The 14,550-nt window shown below is 45.6% G+C and carries 13 protein-coding genes; 1 reads left to right on the plus strand and 12 read right to left on the minus strand.

Annotated elements, in window-relative coordinates:
* Positions 1 to 240: 240 nt before the first annotated feature.
* The 12 genes from PGZ10_RS08055 to PGZ10_RS08110 form a co-directional block, all read right to left on the minus strand.
* Complete coding sequence (locus PGZ10_RS08055) at positions 241 to 1,554, minus strand: IS30 family transposase (RefSeq protein WP_070100053.1); 1,314 nt, start codon at positions 1,552 to 1,554, stop codon at positions 241 to 243.
* Positions 1,555 to 1,841: 287 nt separating this feature from the next.
* Positions 1,842 to 2,957, minus strand: a complete 1,116-nt coding sequence (locus PGZ10_RS08060; protein WP_270541079.1) for a nitrogenase component 1 — start codon at positions 2,955 to 2,957, stop codon at positions 1,842 to 1,844.
* On the minus strand, positions 2,954 to 4,294 hold the full coding sequence (locus PGZ10_RS08065) for a nitrogenase component 1 (RefSeq protein ID WP_270541080.1): 1,341 nt from the start codon (positions 4,292 to 4,294) through the stop codon (positions 2,954 to 2,956). Before PGZ10_RS08065 ends, PGZ10_RS08060 begins: the two co-directional genes overlap by 4 nt.
* Positions 4,288 to 5,055 carry a nucleotide-binding protein gene (locus PGZ10_RS08070; protein ID WP_118217775.1) on the minus strand — a complete coding sequence of 256 codons (768 nt, stop codon included), beginning with the start codon at positions 5,053 to 5,055 and terminating at the stop codon, positions 4,288 to 4,290. Before PGZ10_RS08070 ends, PGZ10_RS08065 begins: the two co-directional genes overlap by 7 nt.
* Complete coding sequence (locus tag PGZ10_RS08075; protein ID WP_008372338.1) at positions 5,052 to 5,324, minus strand: TM1266 family iron-only hydrogenase system putative regulator; 273 nt, start codon at positions 5,322 to 5,324, stop codon at positions 5,052 to 5,054. The genes PGZ10_RS08070 and PGZ10_RS08075 overlap by 4 nt, the downstream gene beginning before the upstream one ends.
* Positions 5,325 to 5,376: 52 nt before the next feature.
* A complete protein-coding gene (gene hypE, locus PGZ10_RS08080) occupies positions 5,377 to 6,396 on the minus strand; it encodes a hydrogenase expression/formation protein HypE (RefSeq protein ID WP_117823915.1) in 1,020 nt (339 codons plus the stop codon).
* Positions 6,397 to 6,629: 233 nt separating this feature from the next.
* Positions 6,630 to 7,682 (minus strand): hydrogenase formation protein HypD, encoded by a 1,053-nt coding sequence (gene hypD, locus PGZ10_RS08085; RefSeq protein WP_270541083.1) that lies wholly within the window; start codon positions 7,680 to 7,682, stop codon positions 6,630 to 6,632.
* On the minus strand, positions 7,682 to 7,891 hold the full coding sequence (locus PGZ10_RS08090; protein ID WP_022220582.1) for a HypC/HybG/HupF family hydrogenase formation chaperone: 210 nt from the start codon (positions 7,889 to 7,891) through the stop codon (positions 7,682 to 7,684). Before PGZ10_RS08090 ends, hypD begins: the two co-directional genes overlap by 1 nt.
* Before the next feature lie 113 nt (positions 7,892 to 8,004).
* Entirely contained in the window at positions 8,005 to 10,335 is a 2,331-nt protein-coding gene (hypF, locus tag PGZ10_RS08095; protein WP_270541085.1) for a carbamoyltransferase HypF, read from the minus strand.
* Positions 10,336 to 11,376 carry a nitrogenase component 1 gene (locus tag PGZ10_RS08100; RefSeq protein ID WP_270541087.1) on the minus strand — a complete coding sequence of 347 codons (1,041 nt, stop codon included), beginning with the start codon at positions 11,374 to 11,376 and terminating at the stop codon, positions 10,336 to 10,338.
* Position 11,377: 1 nt separating this feature from the next.
* Positions 11,378 to 12,658, minus strand: a complete 1,281-nt coding sequence (locus tag PGZ10_RS08105; protein WP_270541088.1) for a nitrogenase component 1 — start codon at positions 12,656 to 12,658, stop codon at positions 11,378 to 11,380.
* A gap of 5 nt (positions 12,659 to 12,663) precedes the next feature.
* Entirely contained in the window at positions 12,664 to 13,419 is a 756-nt protein-coding gene (locus tag PGZ10_RS08110; protein WP_270541090.1) for a nitrogenase iron protein NifH, read from the minus strand.
* A gap of 387 nt (positions 13,420 to 13,806) precedes the next feature.
* On the opposite strand from PGZ10_RS08110, the gene PGZ10_RS08115 reads away from it, so the two are divergent.
* Complete coding sequence (locus tag PGZ10_RS08115) at positions 13,807 to 14,529, plus strand: hypothetical protein (protein WP_270541092.1); 723 nt, start codon at positions 13,807 to 13,809, stop codon at positions 14,527 to 14,529.
* Positions 14,530 to 14,550 lie beyond the last annotated feature (21 nt).

Here is a 14,550-nt window from a genome sequence, read left to right on the forward strand (position 1 = left end):
ACTTAAATGAAAAACTAAATTCCAGCTGTGGATTATCTCAGTAACTATGCGGGATTAAATTCTGTAATGCACCTTAACAATTCTATTTTTTTGTCTTATAATAAACTTGTAAGCACTCATGATTTATGTTTTTATGCATACTAACCGGGCATCTGAAAATAGTGTGCGAGACTAAATTCCACATGCCTTATGTGCAAGACTAAATTCTGGTGCAGTGAAATCTGCCTGTGCTTTACTATTTTATTTTATAAGTTTTGGACTAAGCATAACATCATCAGGTGCGATTGCCTTTAATCCTAATGCTTTGTGCAATTTGTTGTCCAAGAGTAAAAGAGAGAGTTCATATGGGCTATGTCCATTAAGACTGTCTCTTTTTTCGTTGTTTATGTGATTCATCATAAGTCTGACTTTCTCGTCATTTAAATCAGCGAATGAACTCCCTTTCGGACGGATGTAGCGGATATACTCGTGGTTCTTTTCGCAGGCACCTTTTTGCCAAAAGCTGTATGGATCACAGTAAAAGACAGTCGTGCTTTTACTTCCGTCACAGAATTCCTCCATCTCTTCACGAGCTGAGAATTCTGAACCTCCATCCGTGAGGATCACCGGAAAAAGCTTTTTGAATGCATCCTGTCCTAACACTGTTTCAAGCCATACAAAGACCTCTAACACGCATTCCTGGTCTTGATATTCCAACAGGAACATAAGCATAAGATTGCAGTTGCGGAATGTAAAGGTCAAGAGGGCGCAGCTTTCGCCTTTCATTCCTTCCACGCAGTCCATTTCCACAACATTTATATCTGGATGATCTTTCATATAATTCTGGAAATTTTCGTAGTTATGACCTTGACGATAAGAACGATCTTTTGCACTGGTCTGTGTAGGTTTCTTGCGTTTCTTATAACGTACAGAACGCCTTAAGTCACCATTGCGGACATCGAATACACAATCATTGATGTAGGAGTAAAGTGTTCTTCTGGAGCAACCCAATTCTTCTGCATGAGTAGCATAAATATGACCGATGGACTGATGCTTCTCCTTGATCAATGGAACCAATAAATCATTCATGGATTGAATGCTTTCCGGAGTCTGGTTAATGCCGACTCTGCAATCGACTAGCACGCTACGGTACTCATCATGGGCATATTTGGATGAATAAAACTTTCTGGGCATAAGACAATGGGTCTTTTTACCACAGCCATTACATACGTAGGGTGGTTTATTCAGTTTCTCACATTCAGCTGTCTCATATGCGGGACATATATCAGTGCAGCGAAAGGATGGTTTTCTGCAAAGCTTACAATGAATGCCACACATCTTATCACACAAGCATGTCACCTTACAGTTCTTACGATGAATACATGGCGGGTGAGTGTAACCTGAATCCGGACGTTCTTTTGTATGTGCGTGGAGACGTACTTCCTTTGATATAGTAGATGGATTTTTACCAATAATTCGTCCAATTTCAGTGAAGCTTTTATTCTCAGTAAGCCCTTTCTCGATATCAACACGCTGTTCAAATGTTAAATGTTTCTGATTGCCTTTATTTTTCATAATTATCTCCAATCTGCACAGGCAGGCAATCAGCTGCAAGTACATTATACGGAGTAATGATTATCAAAGACAATATGGCAAATATGTGTGCAAAAGTAACTTCGACCTATATGGAATTTACTCTTGCATTTGGTCCAAAACCGGAATTTAGTTTTTCATTTAAGTTAATCTATGTTTTCGACTGACTCTATTATACCACGGAATTCGTTATCGAACAAGTGTTCTTTTTTATTTTTGTGCAATTCATCTCCCACCTGCAGAGGAAGGAGAATTCTTGCTATATTATGTTAAACCAGTTTTCCCAGCACCGGAAGCTTTTTCAGATAAATTCTTCCGGAAAATGCAATATGCGGCAACTCATAAAATTCACAGTTCTTCGGACAGATCGGTTTATATAACGGATCTGCCACAATGATCTCTGCATCTTTTAATGCCTCTTCCATCTCTTCTTCTCCGCAAACCCATCTGTCCCCATCTGCCAGTAAGCCATCTGTTTCTTCCAGTGGACAAAGCACTTCCACCCGGCAGTCATACTTTTCTTCGATTCCCGCCGCCAGGGATTCCATGATCACAGATTCCCCGACCAAAGTCACCTTCCGATCTTTTCTTCCCTTCATCCGATCCTTTCGATATGGTATCTGCTCTTTTTCTTCCAGTGCTTTCGCAATCCGCTCTGTATAAGAACCAATCGGCGTTCCAATCACATACGGGGTTCCGAACTTTTCTTCCAGCACTTTCGCCGCACGAAGCCCGACCGAAGATACCACCAGATTCACCTCTGCTTCTCCTGCCTGCAAAAATGCATCCAGTTCATCTCCCATTGCCCAGGTAGACAGCACCTTCCATCCACAGGCTTTCAGGTTCTCTTTCAGCACCTCTACATGAGATACCGGTCCAAAGTCCAGTGGTGTCACACCAAGCAGATTGACGGTGCGTGCCTGAATCCGTCCTGTCTTTTCCCCGGTAAATCTTTTCGCGATCTTCTCTAATGCAATTCCTGCCCCATACACATAATCATGCATTCCGTTCGTCGGTACTGCAAATGCAGGAATCCCGGTTTCTTCTTCCAGTACCTGTGCCAGTGCCGGAAAATCGGTTCCATTCATATACGGAATTGGGGATCCTGCAAGGGCAATAAATTTCGGATGCAGCTCCCTTGTTGCCTCTTTGATATCATCCAGAAATTTTTCATCATTTCCCATGATCGCATCAATTTCTGTCAGACCGGAAATATAGATCAGACTGTCCTGATCGTACCAGCGGATCTCATCGTGAGTGTTGTAGGTCGAATTGCATCCGGACGGGTCGTGCATGACTGTCATGCCGCCAAGCTCATAAAGTGCAGAACACACACCGGATACATCCGCTGTATAAATTGGTATGATTCGATAAGATTGTCTCATATACAGCTTTCACACCCCCATCCTTTTCGCACAACCAGATCTTCCGTGTCTTTTTCTTCGGTAAATGCTTCGGCCATAAGCTCTGCCGTCCTGCGGATCCCGTCAAATCCGTAAAGACCTCCGCCCTGTACCATATTGACAAAATACGGACTTCCTGTAAACCACGCCGCCTTCTGTCCGATCGCCAGTGTTTTTTCATCCGATGTTCTCGGAAGCACACGCATTTTCACCTGGATTGTTGCAATCAACTGCAGCTCCGGTGCATGCTCCTTCAGCCACTCAAATTCTGCTTTTTCTTCCGGACTGATGGAATCCAGATAGATCCGTATTACCCGGAAGCCATGAGTAAGCAGAAGCTTTGCAAGTCCCAGTGGACGTGGATGATACAGATAATCAATGGCAACCGCAGTGTCTCCGATCACCTCATGCGCCTTTTCCAGTGCCTTTTCACAGGCAGCAATTTCCTCTTCTACTGAAATCGTTTCCTCCAGCTTTCCATAGCCCATTGCCTGGCAGAAATTTTCCAGCTGTGCTGTGATATCTTTATAATCAAAGCTGCCCGGCAGATACAGGTATGGCCGTTTCAGACGCTCTGAAAGCACTTCCGCACCATACTTAGATGGTGGATAAGAAGATATAAAAAGTTTCCCTTCGGAAAGTGCCAGATAGTCTTCCCAGCTTTTACATCCCGGCAGTTCCCGGAAGATTCCCTGATGTGCCCGGACGATTCGTTTCAGATCTGCATTTTTTTCCAGTGCGAAATCACTGCCGAGAAAACTCACGGCTTTCTCATCTGCTTTTCGCTTTGGAAGTGGTTCATAAATCGCCTTTCTCAGCTTCTGATCCGGTGTAGGTCCATGCTTCTGCATGATCGGATCCATATAACAGCGGATAAACGTAATCTTCGGGAACCTCTCCTCCAGTTCCTGATACACCCGTTCCAGATCGCATCCCAGAAAATGATGCAGACAGACGGTAAATAAAAGAACTGCTTTCGGTTTTTCTTCCAACTTATTCAGCACATCCGTCACGCCTTCGATGGTGATGTCCTCCAGATTTCCATTTAACAGATTCTCTTCTTTTACGATCACAAAGGAAAACCGGTCAGCCGCATTCATTTCCGCCGCTGTCAGCACCACACCTCGCATGCAGTTATCTGCACAGACATAGATCTGTCTTACCTCCGGCATCAGCATTCCGGTATGTACGATGTTCCAGTTGCCGTGAACCGGCGAGTTAAATTCAAGCCCCGGTGCAAATGGAACCGGAAATGTGGCATCCTTGATGGCTACTGCCGCGCCTTTTTCATCCACCGGATGTCCTACCCGTTTTAACATGGTCTCTCCTCTCCGCACACTGCAAGGATCTGATCTGCCAGCTTCCGGTATTCCTCTGCCATCTGAGAATCCGGTGCGTATTCCAGCAGAACCTTGCCGGCTTCTTCTGCTTCCATCACAAGTTCGCTCCGGTCAAGCCGTCCAATGATCTGCGTGTGAAAATCCTCTGCAAGCTCCCGCACCTTTTCTTCCTCTCTCGGAACCTCTCTTTTATTTAAAATAATACCGCCAAGGGAAGCATATCCCCGGTTCTTGAAATTCTCTACTGCCATTGCAATATTGGCCCCGGCATGGATCGCCATATTTTCACCGGATGTGATGATGAATACCTGATCCGCATAGCCTTTTCGCATGGGCATGGAAAAGCCACCGCAGACTACATCACCAAGTACATCATATAACACGATATCCGGCTGGTAGGTCTCATAAGCACCGGTTTCTTCCAGCTTCTCAAGGGCGGTGATAATCCCGCGTCCTGCACATCCAAGTCCCGGTGTCGGTCCACCTGCTTCTACACAGACCACACCTGCATAGCCAACCGTAACCATATCTTCCAGTTTTAGATTCTGTTTCTTCTGTTGGAACATTTCCAGTACGGTTGGAATCTCCTTTCCGTGTCGGAGCTGGATGGTCGAATCCGCCTTCGGATCACAGCCGATCTGCATGACCTTGTATCCTTTTTCGGCAAGTGCCACCGCAAGATTGGATACAGTTGTGGATTTTCCGATCCCGCCTTTTCCGTACACTGCTATCTTTTTCATTCCGCTTTTTCCTCCGCTTTCGTAATGACGTTCGAGTACGCCGTTTTTGTGGATACCCCATTCAGACGCCCGATCTTCCCTGACAAAGCACTGATCATATCTTGCGGTGCATCAATGGCGATGCTGATGATATTAATTCCCTTCTCCCGGTACGGAATTCCCATTCTTCCAATGATATACTCTCCTGCTTCATGCAGGTAATGGTTCAGTTCCTCAATCGCGGCAGGATTCTCCACAATAATTGAAATGACTGCTACTCTGGTGTCCATGAAAAGTCTCCTTTCTTTTTTGAAATGTCACCGATTCCGCATTTCAGATTGTTTAGCAGATACGTGGCAGCAATTCTCCGCCCGGCTGTGGAAGAAGTGCCTGCGTTCCGATTTCTGTAGTCATGACTACTTTCCCCGGCTGCTCTGCAGTTACTTCTCCGATAATTGCCGCATTCTGTGAATACGGACATTTGTGCAGTACTTCTACAATCTTTTCTGCCTCTGCTTTTGGTGCCATAATGACCATTCTTCCTTCACACGCAAGGTAAAGCGGCTCCAGTCCAAGCATTCCGCAGACTCCCTTCACTTCCGGTGCAACCGGAACTTTTTCAGCATTCAGACGGATTCCAACATTACTTTGTCCCGCAATCTCATAAAGTACTGTTCCAACTCCACCTCTTGTCGCATCACGGATGACATGCAGATCATGTGTTGCATTTATTACTTCTTCCACAGTATGCCATAGTGGTGCACAGTCACTGGTCACATCCGCTTCGATTCCGAAGTCTTCTCTTGCAAGAAGGATCGTACAACCATGACGTCCCACATCTCCGGTCACAATGATCGCGTCTCCCGGCTGTGCCAGTTCTCCTCCGACTTTTACGCCGTTCTCGATCTGTCCCATTCCGGTTGTTGTGATAAATACACCGTCTACCTGTCCCTTTCCTGCTACCTTGGTATCTCCGGATACAATACGGACACCGGCTTCTTTTGCCGTTTTCTCCATTGCTGCTGCAATCTCTTCCAGTTTTTCCATCGGAAATCCTTCTTCAATTACAAATGCACAAGTCAGATAAAGTGGTTTTGCTCCCATACATGCAAGGTCATTAACTGTTCCGCAAATGGAAAGCTTTCCGATATTTCCTCCTGGGAAGAATGCCGGAGATACAATAAATCCATCCGTAGATACTGCCATCTTTCCGACTGGTGGTGTAAGAACTGCCGCATCATCCGCAGTCAGATCCGGATTGGCAAAATGTGCTGCAAATACTTTATCGATCAGCTCTGAAGTCTGCTTTCCGCCGGCTCCGTGTGCCATAGTTACTGTCTGGTTATCCATTTTATTTTCCATTTTTAACTTCCTTCTCTCCTAATCGTTTCCGTATATATGATACCGGATTGTTCCGGTGTTCCATTCCTTTGTTTCCCTGATACCAGATTGTTTCGCACTTACGTGCTCTCACAATCCTCAAAACATTCGTAATCCGCTCATTTTTCTTCGTAAAATGGCTACTTACTCATGTTTTGGCGGGGATAAAGGTCAGAAGTCTTCCTGCAAGCAAGCTTGCGTCAGACTTCTGACTTTTATCCCCTGGTATCATACATATAGTAAGCCGAGCATGCGCCCTCGCCGGATACCATGCAGGCTCCTACCGGGTGCTGCGGTGTACATACCTTGCCAAACACCTTACAGTCGGACGGTTTGCATTTTCCCTGCAGTACATCTCCGCAGCGGCATGCCGGATTTGCTTTTCCTTCGATCTTTGGCATATTGTATTTCTTTCTGGCATCGTATGCTTCCCATTCTTCTCTCAGCTGCATACCGGATCCCGGAATGATTCCAAGACCTCTCCACTCGCTGTCGCATCCTTCCATCAGTTCATTCACCAGCCTATGTGCCTCACGGCTTCCTTCTCTGGTGACAACTCTCGGATAGCAGTTTACGAAGAACGGCTTTCCTTCCTGGAAGCGTACCAGTGCGACCGCAAGTGCTGTGAGCAGTTCTTTTGCCGTAAATCCTGCTACCACACCGCTGACTCCTTCTTTTACCAGTTCCTCACAAAGTTCGGTCCCCGTGATTGCATTGACGTGTCCCGGATATAAAAATACATCCGCACTGCCTTTGAGTGCCTCGTAGGCTCCCGGCATCGTCTTATTGGCAACCAGAAGAGAATAATTGGAAATTCCATCTTCCTTTGCCTGTTTAACCGAAAGGCATCCTGCAGGTGTCGTTGTCTCAAACCCAACGGATAAAAATGTCACCTGTTCTTCCGGATGATCTTTCGCATATTTTTCCGCATCTGCCGGTGAATAAACGATATGGATCTTTGCTCCTTTTTCTCTTGCTCCGGCAAGGCTCATCTGACTTCCCGGTACGCGGACCAGATCACCAAATGTACAGATCGTCACCTGCTTCTCCAACGCCAGATAAATTGCTTCATCAATAAAGCTGACCGGTGTTACGCAGACCGGGCATCCCGGTCCTGAGATCAGTTCTACCTGCTTTGGCAAAAGTTTTCGGATCCCCAGACGGAAAATTTCATGGGTATGGGTTCCGCATACTTCCATGATCCGCACTGCCGGTCCGTCATAATTTTCTATGATCTCTCTGGCTGTTCGTTTCTTTTGTTCTTCCATTACAGCAGTTCCTCCATAAGCTGATCGGTCTCGCTTTCATCTTCATCGGTGATCTTTGCGATTGCAACTCCGGCGTGGACCATGACGTAATCACCTGGTTCCAGATTCTCCAGGAGCTTGGATGAAACCTCTCTTTTTGCACCGCCTGCGTCAACGACGGCGGTTCCGTTACTGATTTTTACAACTTTTGCTGATAATCCAACACACATGTGGGTAGTTCCTCCTTTTCCTCTTTTATTTGTAAGTTCTAATAGCTTTAGATTAACTTTGTTTAAAATTTTTTATGTCTGATTTTAATTTTCTAAATCTATAAAGTCTGGTTTTATTTTATCTCATGCTTCTGTAAATATGCCATTGCGTAGGCTGCCTGACCAAGTGACAATCCTCCGTCATTTGGTGGAATGAGGTGATGGTGCAGGGTGATGAGACCGTGCTTAACCAGACCTTCTTCTACCAGCCGTAGTAGTAAGCGGTTCTGGAAAACTCCGCCGCTTAGGGCAACTTTCCGGATTCCGGTCTGATGACTTGCTGTGAGGGCTGCGGATATGATCTGTCTTGCAAGTTCCTGGTGGAACTCGTATGCAAGTTGTCCGGCATCTTCCCCAGCAAGACGTTTTTTTGCGAGGTTTTTGACTAATTCGCCGGTATTTAGAATCAGGCGGTCTTCTGCCGTTTCTGTAAATGGCTTAAGCATGAGGGGTTCGTATGGATGCTGCATTGTTTTTTCGTAAGCTTCTGCTGCGAACTCTAATGCCGTAGATGCTTCTCCCTCGAAAGTGGATTTTTTCCGGATTCCGAGGATAGCACTGACTCCATCAAAGAGACGGCCGGCACTGGTAGATTGAACAGCATTCAGGTGTCGTCCGGTCATTGTCACCAGTACTTTTGCCTCCGGTTCGGTGCAAAGCTCCAGTTTCTTCATCCATTCGACCGTTTTTTCTTTATCCTGCAATTCTTCATAGAGAAGAGAACCGGCAATTCGCCAGCCTTCTTTTGCAGAAAGATCTCCACCTACCTGCCAGAATGGCTTAATGCTGCCAAGTCTTTCAAATCCATTGTAATCACAACGAAGAATTTCTCCACCCCAGATGGTCCCATCCGTTCCATAGCCGGTTCCGTCAAAGGAAACGCCGATCACCGGATCTTCGCAGTCATTTTCTGCCATACAGGACAGAATATGTGCAAAATGGTGCTGTATCTTCAAAACCGGGAGTCCAAGTTCTTCCGCAACAACTGTCGCATTGTATTTCGGATGCAGATCGCATGCCACAACCTTTGGTTCTACCTCCAGAAGTGTTTCCATTCTGCCGATTGTTTCTTTTAAAGCTTCCACGGTGCGCAGATCTTCCAGATCTCCCACATAAGGGGATGGGTAAAATCTGCCGTCCACACCGATACAGAATGTATTTTTCAGTTCTCCTCCAGTGGCAAGTACCTGCCCTTTCCACGACATCTGAACCATGGTCGGAAGTGGCGCATAGCCTCTGGATCTGCGGATCATATATGGCTCATTTTTATAAAAATCCATCACTGAATCATCGGCACGGATCCGGATTTTCCGGTTGTGGGAAAGCATACAGTCGCACAGACGGGAAAGCTCCTGAATCGCTTCTTTGTCCTCCCTGCAGATCGGTGCACCGGATGTATTTCCACTGGTCATAACCAAAAAAGACGGCATCCGGATTCCATCATCATAGGTAAAGAGCAGAAGCTGTACCGGTGCATACGGCAACATTACTCCAACCTTTGGATTACCAGGTGCAATACTTTCGCAAAGTGTTTCTTCACCATCTTCTTTTTTGTCCAGAAGCAGGATTGGTTTTTGATGTCCGGTCAGAATTTTTTCCTGTTCTTCACTGACCAGGCATTCTCTTTTCACAGATTCCAGATCTTTTGCCATAACTGCAAATGGTTTCGCCGGACGTTTTTTCAGTTCTCTGAGGCGCTTCACCGCCTCTTCATTAGTCGCATCGCAGCACAGGTGGAAACCTCCAATCCCCTTAATCGCCACAATTCCGCCTTCTGCAATGGTCCGTCTGGTGTAAATGATTGCGTCTCTTCCACGTTCTTCTCTGCCGATCAGGTAGACCTCCGGACCACACTCGTTACAACAGACTGGCTGTGCATCGTATCTCCGGGTTGCCGGATCATAATATTCTTTTGCGCAATCCGGACACATCGGAAATTCTTTCATGCTGGTGCGCTCCCGGTCATACGGAAGGGCATCCAGGATCGTAAGTCTTGGCCCACAGCAGGTACAGTTGATAAATGGATGCAGATATCTACGGTTCTTCGGATCAAACATTTCTTCCTTGCATTCATCACAAATTGCAATATCCGGTGAGACAAAAATCTCACCTTTCGTCTTTTCACTTTCAATGATCGTAAACTCCGTAAAGTCTTCTGCTTCTTCTACCGGCTCAATATTCATTTTCAAAATCGCTGCCCGCTTCGGCGGCTTATTCTCAATATCCGAGATAAATCCATCCACTGCCTCTTCCGGTCCCTGCGCAAAGATTTCCACATACGGACCTTTATTGGACACGCTGCCCCGGATCTGATGCGTAGCCGCATGCCTGCTCACAGTCGGACGAAATCCTACGCCTTGCACGATCCCATAGACGCGGATCTGTTTTGTCACTTCATTTTTCATCTATTCACACAGTCTCCCTGACACTGCAAAATGTCTTGTATTTACGAAGATTCCCTGAAAATCCGGAACCATTTTTTCCATACATGCATCTGCGAAAATGATATCAAATCCACCATTTTTCACAAGATCGATATAATCATCTTCCTCACGCAACGACACATCCTGCGGACAGGCAAGCCCTTTTTTCCTCATAAACCAGGTTGCTGTCTGCACCTCTGCCAAATTCTCTCTTTTAAGAATTTCCTGCCGGATTGCTTCCGCCATCACCTGCTGGTGTACCACAAGGATCTTCTTTCCCTGATAGTCCAGATTCGGAACCAACTCACCTGCTGCCGGATAACCGATCTCATACGGCGTACCAAAAGTCTTTTCCAAATATTTGGCTGCTTCCAGTGCTGCCGCAGATACAACAATATTTTTGCCAGCTTCCGATGCCCTTTCTACTGCCTCAAGTCCATCGCCCATTCCATAGCAAATGGCTTCTTTTCCTTCTTTTTTCAGTTCCTCTCTTACTTTATCTGCTGCTTTCAGATCGCTTACATCCTGTGGCGTCATTCCAAGGATACCGACTTTTTCTTTGCATACCTCATATTTTTCCTTTGCAAATGCAGTAAATAATGCAAGATACGCTTTTTCTTCCCCTTTATCGTAAAGCTCCATTCCGTCGGTATCAATGGCAAGAATCGGAAGGTCGGTCTTTTTTTCACACATTCTTTTCAGTGCCTTGTAATCCGTTCCGATCACAGCCGGAACCGGAGTGCCGACAATCGCCGCAAAATTCGCATCAATCTTATCAGCTGCATCGACCAGCTTTGCGACCAGACGGTCATCTCTTCCAAGGATTGCATCCATATCACGAAGTCCTGCGCTGAATACTGCACTTTTCCGTTCAAACCATCTCGGCTCATCAAAACCGCAGACATTTCCTGTGCATCCTCCCGCGTCGCAGATGACGATGATTCCGCCAAGTTCATATAACACAGACACTGCGCCCGACTGATCCGGTGCAAATGGTGTCAGATATTTTCTAAGTCCTCTCATGCTACACCTCCAAAAGGGTTTCAAACAACCGTGTCACACCTGCATAACCATAAGGCTGTCTGTCCTGATTCCAGATCACATTCGGCTGATCCGGATGATAGTATCCCGCATCCTTTCCAATGGTCATATTCACGCCGCTCTTTTCCGGATCGTAGTACAGCATGGTCGGTTCCATATTGGAAAATACCTTCGTCTCCGGGCTGAGCTGGGATAACTGGTTCAGGTAAATAAAATTCTCTGCTGTCAGTGTTCCATAGATTTCCGGCACCTTAAATCCATATTTGATCATCGCAAGTGCCATTTCAAATGGATCTCCGTTCATGCATTCCCCGATCGCAAAGCTTGCATCCGGCCGTTTCTCTTTGAATTTTGCCACGGTTTCTTCCGCTTTTTCACGATAAACTTCATCAGAAAATGTCACCCCAAGCACTTTCCCAAATGCCTGATACTGGCTGGCGATCTTATCTGTCTGGTAGAGTCTCCTGAGTTCAATAAACGGAATCTGCAGACGGTTATGAAAATCCTCTGCCGCAAATCTGGTTTCCGGGTGAAGTACCAGATTAAAATTTGCCTCAGACATGGTCTGATATTCCTCATAGTCCTTGCATCTGGAGATTTCATGGATGGTCTTAACCCCTGCGCTGTGCAAAAGATCATACAGCTCACACTCATCGATCAGCGGCGAGAAAAATCCAAGCAGGTTCACCACATTTCCTTTTTTCTTCTTTGGCTCCAGAAGGGAATATAAAGACTGACGTACATGCACCATCGGCGGCTTTCTTCCTTCTCTTGTCAGCGCGTACATGTAGCATGGTCGAACCGGAAGTCCGGCTCTTTCTTCCGCTTTTCTGCACACACGCTCCATGTCCGTCCCAAGAAGAGCATCTACACAGGTAATACAGATCATCACAACGGACGGTCTCTTTTCACAGCAATTGCAGATTTCTTCTACTGCCTTCGGAATCTTTTTCAAATGACGTCCCGTTACGATATCGGTCTCGTCCATCATCAGATAGAAAAAACGGTTATCATATTCCCTCATGGAGCTGATGAGCGAAGTATTTCGTCCACAGCAGCCCGGTGCCACGATCAGCATGATCGAATCCGGCACAGCAAGTCCCGCTCTTTTTACTCCGAATCCTTCTGCTCCCGGTGAGTTAAATGCAAGCGTTGCCGGTGAGCTGTAGATCAGGTGCGTATTCGACCGGAGCTGTGCCGGAATCGCATCTCTTCCCAGTTTATTTAATTCTTTTACGGTACAATAATATGCTTCTTTTGCCATACCTTCTATTCCTCACTCTTCAGTAATAACTCTGCCAGATTAAAAAATCTCTTACTGATCGCGGAATCTTTGTCCCCTTCGATCACCGTCATTCCCTGATCCTCATAGCGGATGATCTCATCACTTCTCGGAATTTCCCCGACGATCGGGATCCCGCTTTTTTCGGAAAATGCCTGTACTTTTTCCGTCTCATTTTCCACATTCCTGTGGTTCAGTACAATACCGAATACTCTGGCATAGCTTCTGTCCTCAAAATTCCTCACCGCACTTGAAATATTATTTGCTGCATAAAGTGCCATCTTTTCTCCGGAAGTTACGATCAGAACCTTTTCGGCGTACCCTTCCCGGATCGGTGCTGCAAAGCCACCGCATACCACGTCACCAAGAACGTCATAAAGTACAACATCCGGCTTATATGTTTCAAATAACTGCAAATCTTCTAACAGCTGGAATGTGGCAATAATCCCGCGCCCCGCGCATCCAAGTCCCGGTGTCGGTCCACCTGTTTCAATGCAGAGCACACCACCATAGCCTTCTTTTGCAATATCTGAAAGCTCCTCCGGTTCTTCATCCTCTTCTCTCATATAATTCATCACCGGTCTGAGCGGCTCGCCGCCAAGCAGATTGATCGTAGAATCTGCCTTCGGATCACATCCAATCTGGATTACTTTCTTTCCCATCGCCGCAAATGCTGCCGCCAGGTTGGATGTAATCGTAGACTTTCCAATACCGCCCTTTCCATAAATTGCAACCTTTAACATAATCCTTTTTCCTTTCTATAACCAAGCAGGCAATTTATCGTATACACAAAAAACCCGCCTCCCAAAACGGTAGACGAGTCCCACTATACATCTTCGTATATCACCAACTGTTTCCCGCTCGGATCTACCTTGCCGTCAAAGTCTCTTGTATAAAATTATCTCCATTCAGCATTCAGATAGGAATCTTCCACTCCGTCTGCATCATTATTTTTAATTATATCTCCACGTCTATAGGTCAGTCAATTCTAACTATGTTTTATCATGGTATTTTTCTATATTTTTTCAGATCTTTTCTATGAATAACTGGTCAAATTCCCCACAAAATCTTGTAACAAACTTTATTGCAGCGTATACTACACCTATAAAACAAAATTTTGAGGAGCCCATATGATAAAAAAATTTTCACTACACTGTATAGAAAAAGTTTTATTCTTCATCGGCATTTTTCTGCTTACCAGCGAAATTCTGAAACAATCACTCCTGACCTTCGTCGTGAATAATGGGCACTACAACCTGTGGTACTTCCCATTCCAGCTCTGCAGCCTCCCGATGTATCTGCTGGTTCTCTACCCATTTTTTCACACAGAACCTGCCAGAAATACCATCCTCGGCTTCCTTTCCACCTATAATCTTCTCGGTGGAATTGCCGTTTTTTTCGATACCAGTGGAATGCATTATCCACTTCTGATCCTGACAGTTCACTCCTATCTCTGGCATATTTTACTAATTGTCACAGGAATCCTGTCCGGTATATTTCTGGTACAGAAATCTGTACCAATGACTCCTCTTTCCTGTTCAAAAAATATTAAAAGACAGCCGACTGACGCTTCTTCACGCCGTCTGCTGCCTTCTTTTCCCCGCATCACTTTGCTCTATATTCTGTTTGCTCTCATCGCAGAATATCTGAACCATATTCTGGATCCCTTTGGTGAAATTAATCTTTTCTACATTAATCCAGATTACCGGATGGAACAGATTTTCTTTGTGAAAATCGGTGAACTCTACGGAAATAATTCTGCAATTCTGGTCTATATCCTTGCGACTATATCAGGGGCTGGGATTTTGTATGGAGCCTGGAATCTCATAATCCGTTTTTATTCTTCTCATTGACATTGCTTTTGGGAAATTTCT

This window comes from Coprococcus sp. AF102-57, assembly GCF_027686195.1.
In the GTDB taxonomy this organism is placed as follows: Bacteria; Bacillota; Clostridia; order Lachnospirales; family Lachnospiraceae; genus Allocoprococcus; species Allocoprococcus comes.